The sequence below is a fragment of the Ferrovibrio terrae genome (assembly GCF_943372915.1).
Taxonomy (GTDB): Bacteria; Pseudomonadota; Alphaproteobacteria; order Ferrovibrionales; family Ferrovibrionaceae; genus Ferrovibrio; species Ferrovibrio terrae_A.
In genome coordinates this window covers 1-4866 of sequence record NZ_CALSAN010000060.1, presented here as the reverse complement: position 1 = coordinate 4866, position 4866 = coordinate 1, and the positions used below count along the sequence as shown (strand labels likewise).

The following is a 4866-nucleotide window of genomic DNA, read 5'->3' as shown; positions in this document are numbered from 1 at the left end:
CTCATCCCAATGCTGCTATCGATCACCGTGGTCTTTGGTGCCATCCTGCTGGTCAACCAGACCATCGCGGCCCGGCTGCAGGAGGCGGCACGGCGCGATGCACTGACCGATGCTTTAACCCGGCGCGCCCTCGACGAAGCGGCCGAAATCGAGGTCGCTCGCAGCAACCGTCACCGCACACCACTCAGCCTGCTGATGCTGGATATCGATCATTTCAAACTGGTGAACGACCAGTATGGCCACCCTATTGGCGATGCCGTCCTTCGCCGATTTGCCACAGCGACCCAGGCCTGCCTACGTCGCGAAGACCTGTTCGGGCGCGTGGGGGGCGAGGAATTCTGCGCCCTGCTGCCCAACACCCCGGCTGCCGGCGCCGCCCTGCTGGCCGAACGCATCCGCAAGGCCGTGGCCGATCTTGTTGTCGAGGTTGATGATCACCGCGTGCCGCTGATGGTCAGTATTGGCGTCGCCACATTGGGCGAGCACGGAAAGGCGTGGCAGGATTTGGTACGCCAGGCCGATGCCGCACTCTATGCCGCCAAGCGCGCCGGCCGTAATCGTGTGATCATGGCTGATGCCATCCCATTATCGGCTGCCGCAGCGGATTAGTTGCTGAGCAGAACCTGTGACGCAACAGCGCTTGGCCCACTTTGCCGCCATTGGCCGGAAGCGCGGCTGATTCCAGGACTAGCCGGTGCCGCCAAGCATGCCGGCCGCAACCGCATCGTCATCGCGGGCGCACCGGCATCTGTCGCCTGACCTGCTGATCGGCCTCAGACCGGCCGGTCACCCTTCTGCACTTTCAGCGTGCGGTTATCCACGCCGGGCAGCATCCGCCCCGGATCGCGGGTGACAACCACGTCGATGACCGTCGGGCTATCCGTCTTTGCCAGCGCCTCGGTGATTGCCGGACCCAGCTTTTCAGGATCGGCGACACGAATGCCGTGGCAACCCATCGCCTTTGCAATATTCGCATAGTCCATCTCGATCAGGTCGGAGGACTGATAGTTCCCCGCTCCGTAGACAGCATGCTGCAGCGCTTTCACATAGCCGGAGGCGGCATTGTTGAAGACGATGGTAATGAAATTCGCGCCTAGCCGGCGCGCGGTTTCAAGGTCGCCCAGCGACATGTTGAATCCGCCATCGCCTGTCATCGCCACGACACGGCGCTTCGGACCGACGCCGATCTGGGCCCCCAACCCACCCGGAACGCCATAGCCGATCGAGGCAAAGCCGCGGTCGGCAACGAAATGACGTCCGGCCGCCTTGGTCTCGAACAACAGGCCACCCCAATGCGCGGCAAAGCCCCCATCGGCAACCAACACGGCATCAGCCGGCATCCGCTTGTTCAGCTCACCCATGATGCGCCCGATATTGATCGGCGTCTCGGAGGATTCGAGCCGGTCGGCCGCACCCTTGCGCCATTCGGCCATTCGTACCGGGACTTCGGCGCAATAGTCCGCTCTCGCCGCTGCCCGCTTGTGGCCATCCCCCAGCGCTCCGGCCATGGCTTCCAGTGTCAATTTGGCATCGCCCACGAGCGCTACATCGGTGCGCGTGGTGCGGCCGATTTCCTCTGGCCAGATTTCGACATGGATGACCGGCTTGCCGGCGCCGATCAGCGAGAAACGGCGGGTGGCGATCTCGCCCAGTTTGCAGCCGACGACTATCAGGCAATCGGAGGCCTCGACCAGCTCGTTGGCAATACGGGAATAGCGGCCAAACACACCTGCGGAAAGCGGATGGTTACAGCCAATTGCACCTTTGCCTGACATGGTATGGGCGACCGGGATACCTTCCTGCTCGGCCAGGGCGATCAGCGCATCATAGGCCTCGGAGACATGGATGCCGCCGCCGACCAGAAGCAGCGGACGTTTCGCCTTCGCCATCATCCCTACGGCCCGACTGAGTTCGGCCGGATCGGGCAGCGAACGCCGCGCCTGGGCCTTCAGCGTACCAGCGTCGATCCAGAAATCGGCAGCAGAGAAGTCATGTTCCGCGTGAGCAACGTCTTCCGGGATATCGATCAGGACCGGGCCTGGCCGGCCGGACGTGGCGACCGCATAGGCACGGCGCACCGCTTCGGGGATGCGCTGGATCATGTCGATGCGGATCACCTCCTTCACCACCGGGCGCAGAATATCGATCTGCCGCGCCTCCTGCGTCATGTTCTTGAAGGAATGTTCGCGATTGGTATTGCCGGTGATCGCGATGATCGGAATGCCGGCATTGTAGGATTCCGCCAGGCCGGTAACGATATTCGTGGCCCCCGGCCCCTGCGTTGCATCCACCACACCAGGACGGTTGGTGACACGGGCGTAAGCATCGGCCGCAAAAGCACCGCAGCGTTCATCGTTGATCAGGGCATGCTTCAGCCCCAGGGCGCGGCAGGCCTCATAGAAGGGCAGTAACTGGAAACCACCCATTCCGAAAAGAAGGCCTGCATCGCTCAACTTGAGCATTTCGCCAAGGGCACGCCCGCCTTGCATGGTGCGGGTCGCGTTTGTGAACTGGGGAGAGGCTGTCATGGTCTCTGCTTTGCTGTGTGTTTATTACTTTGGAGTCTGATCATTCCGCCTGGGCGCCGGACTTGCGCACGACCTCGCCCCAGTTGCGGGCTTCCTCTGCGATGAAGGCCGTGAGAGCCGCACCCGTCAGGGAGCGCGGATTGGCACCGAGGGCGGCAAGCCGCTCGCGGAATTCCGGAACCTCGTGAATGGCTGTTACCTCGCGGGTCAGCCGTTCGGTGATCGCCGTCGGAGTGCCGGTCGGCGCGAACAGCACGAACCAGCTTTCCGCCACGAAGTTTGGGAACCCCGATTCCATCATGGTCGGCACATCAGGCAGCACTGGCGAGCGTTGCGCCGCGGTGATCGCCAGCGCCCGCAGGCCACCGCTCTTCACCAGCTGCAGGGCGGAAGGCAGATTGTCGAACATCAGGTCGACATTGCCGCCGACCAGATCGGCCACGGCCGGACCCGAACCGCGATAGGGCACATGGGTCAGCTTCAGTCCGGAGGCGACCTTGAACATCTCGCCCGAAAGATGGATCGAGGTCCCGTTGCCGGCCGATGCGAAGCTGAGGCCATCAGGCTGCGCCTTGATCTCCTTCACCAGCTCGCTGACGGTCTTGGCCTGGACCCGCTTGGGGCTGACGACCAGCAGGTTGGGCACGCCGGCGATATAGGCGATGGGCGCGAAGTCCTTCGCCGGATCATACGTGAGCGTCTTGTAGAGTGCGGGATTGATCGCATGGGTGCTCACTGCCCCCATCAGCAGCGTGTAGCCATCCGGCGCGGCCTTGGCCACGGCACTGGCCCCCACGCCGCCGCCGGCACCGGCGCGGTTCTCGACGACGACCGGTTGGCCGAGCCGGACGGAGAGTTGCTGTGCCAGCAGGCGACCGAGGGCATCCGTCGTGCCGCCCGCCGCGAAAGGCACCACGACAGTGACGGCACGCGCGGGCCATGCCTGCGCCCTGACCGGGCTGGTCGGGACGGCAATTGCCAGGAGAGCGGCCGCACAAGCCGCGAGCCAAAGCGCTTTGATCAGAGATTTCATCGTTTCTTCCCCTTGCCGCGCCGATATCGGATGACCGGCACAAAAAAACACTTGTCTCGTTTAACGAAACTATGTATCTATTATTGAGACAGATTCGGATGACCTTTGTCAAGCCGTCAATTCAGAGGCCACGCCTTGCCCCGTATTTCCGCCAAAATTCCCGCAGCCCCAGCCTCTGCCGTCGATGGCGGCATGCATCAAAGCATCGCCCGGATTGACCTGCTGATTTCAGCGCTGAGCCAGGAGCCGGAAAAAGGCCTGCGCCTGGTCGAGGTCTGCGCCGCGACAGGGCTCGGCAAGGCGACCGCACATCGGCTGCTATCCGGGCTGGTGCAATACCGACTGGTGGATCACGACGCGGAAAGCGGCCGCTATTTCGTTGGCTACAAGATCTTCTCCTGGGCCAGCGGCGTGTCCAACCGCAATGGCCTGGTCGAGCTTCTGCATCCTGCCATGGCCCGGCTGGTCACGCAGTTTGGCGACACGGTCTATCTGGTCGTGCGCAATGGCGACGCGGCGGTCTGTGTCGAGCGGCTGGAGGGCAGCTATCCGATCAAGAGCCTGACCCTGAAAGTGGGTGACCGGCGACCATTGGGCATCGGTGCAGGCAGCGCCGCAATCCTGGCGGCACTGCCGAAGCCCGAGCGGACGGCAATCATCACGCAAGGCGCTGCAGCGCGCCGCGCCTTCCCGCTGTCGGATGCCAGCCTGGCCGCCATTCTCGGAGAGGCCGACAGCAGGGGCTATGCCTGCATTGACGGCGCCATCGTGCCGGGCGTCTGCACCATCGGTGCGGCGATCACGCTTGATGACGGCAGCCCGGTTGCGGCCATCAGCGTCTCGGCGATCGCGGATCGCATGAGCGCGGAACGCCGGCTGGAGATCGCGCAAGCGATCCAGGCGGAAATCGAGACATTGCGGAAGACCAATGCCGCCTTTTTCAAGGCGGCGAACCGCTCACGCCTGATGAGCGGCACCGGGGCATAGCCGACGCCGCACCGTTAATTGCTGAGCAAGACCGGCAAGGTCATCTTGCCAAGTACGGTTTCTGTAACACCGCCAAACACCATTTCGCGCAGCCGCGAATGGCCGAAGGCGCCCATCACCATCATATCGGCATTGCGCGACGCGGCCTCGGCCAGCAGGACCTGCCCTACCTTGCCGCCATTGGCCGGAATCACGGCTGATTCCAGGCGCAGGCCGTGCCGCTGCATATGGTCCGTGATCTCAGCCAGGGCCGTGCGCCCCTTGCGCTCGGGCCCGACCGAGATCCGGTGCACCATCTCGGCACCCCGCAGCAAGGGC

5 protein-coding genes are annotated in these 4866 nt (G+C 63.6%); 2 read left to right on the top strand and 3 right to left on the bottom strand.

The window, feature by feature from the left end; all coding sequences use genetic code 11:
* A partial coding sequence (locus AAG821_RS21895; protein ID WP_341916462.1) for a GGDEF domain-containing protein occupies positions 1-609 on the top strand: 609 nt, incomplete at its 5' end.
* A 164-nt stretch (positions 610-773) separates the two neighbouring features.
* Here AAG821_RS21895 and AAG821_RS21890 read toward each other — a convergent pair.
* Together AAG821_RS21890 and AAG821_RS21885 are read right to left on the bottom strand one after the other, a co-directional pair.
* The gene (locus tag AAG821_RS21890) at positions 774-2489 is read right to left on the bottom strand and encodes a thiamine pyrophosphate-binding protein (protein ID WP_341916464.1); all 1716 of its coding nucleotides are present in this window, start codon (positions 2487-2489) and stop codon (positions 774-776) included.
* Positions 2490-2568: 79 nt separating this feature from the next.
* On the bottom strand, positions 2569-3561 hold the full coding sequence (locus tag AAG821_RS21885) for a tripartite tricarboxylate transporter substrate binding protein (protein WP_341911738.1): 993 nt from the start codon (positions 3559-3561) through the stop codon (positions 2569-2571).
* Positions 3562-3753: 192 nt separating this feature from the next.
* Between AAG821_RS21885 and AAG821_RS21880 the strand changes: the two genes are divergently transcribed.
* Complete coding sequence (locus AAG821_RS21880; protein ID WP_341911740.1) at positions 3754-4548, top strand: IclR family transcriptional regulator; 795 nt, start codon at positions 3754-3756, stop codon at positions 4546-4548.
* 14 nt (positions 4549-4562) lie between these two features.
* On the opposite strand, the gene AAG821_RS21875 is transcribed toward AAG821_RS21880, so the two are convergent.
* Positions 4563-4866, bottom strand: a 304-nt coding sequence (locus AAG821_RS21875) for a universal stress protein (protein WP_341916460.1), incomplete at its 5' end; no start/stop codon positions are given.

Coding starts and splice junctions, on each gene's coding strand:
- AAG821_RS21885 (WP_341911738.1), bottom strand. CDS start 3,561: ATGAAATCTCTGATCAAAGCGCTTTGGCTCGCGGCTTGTGCGGCCGCT.
- AAG821_RS21890 (WP_341916464.1), bottom strand. CDS start 2,489: ATGCAAGGCGGGCGTGCCCTTGGCGAAATGCTCAAGTTGAGCGATGCA.
- AAG821_RS21880 (WP_341911740.1), top strand. CDS start 3,754: ATGCATCAAAGCATCGCCCGGATTGACCTGCTGATTTCAGCGCTGAGC.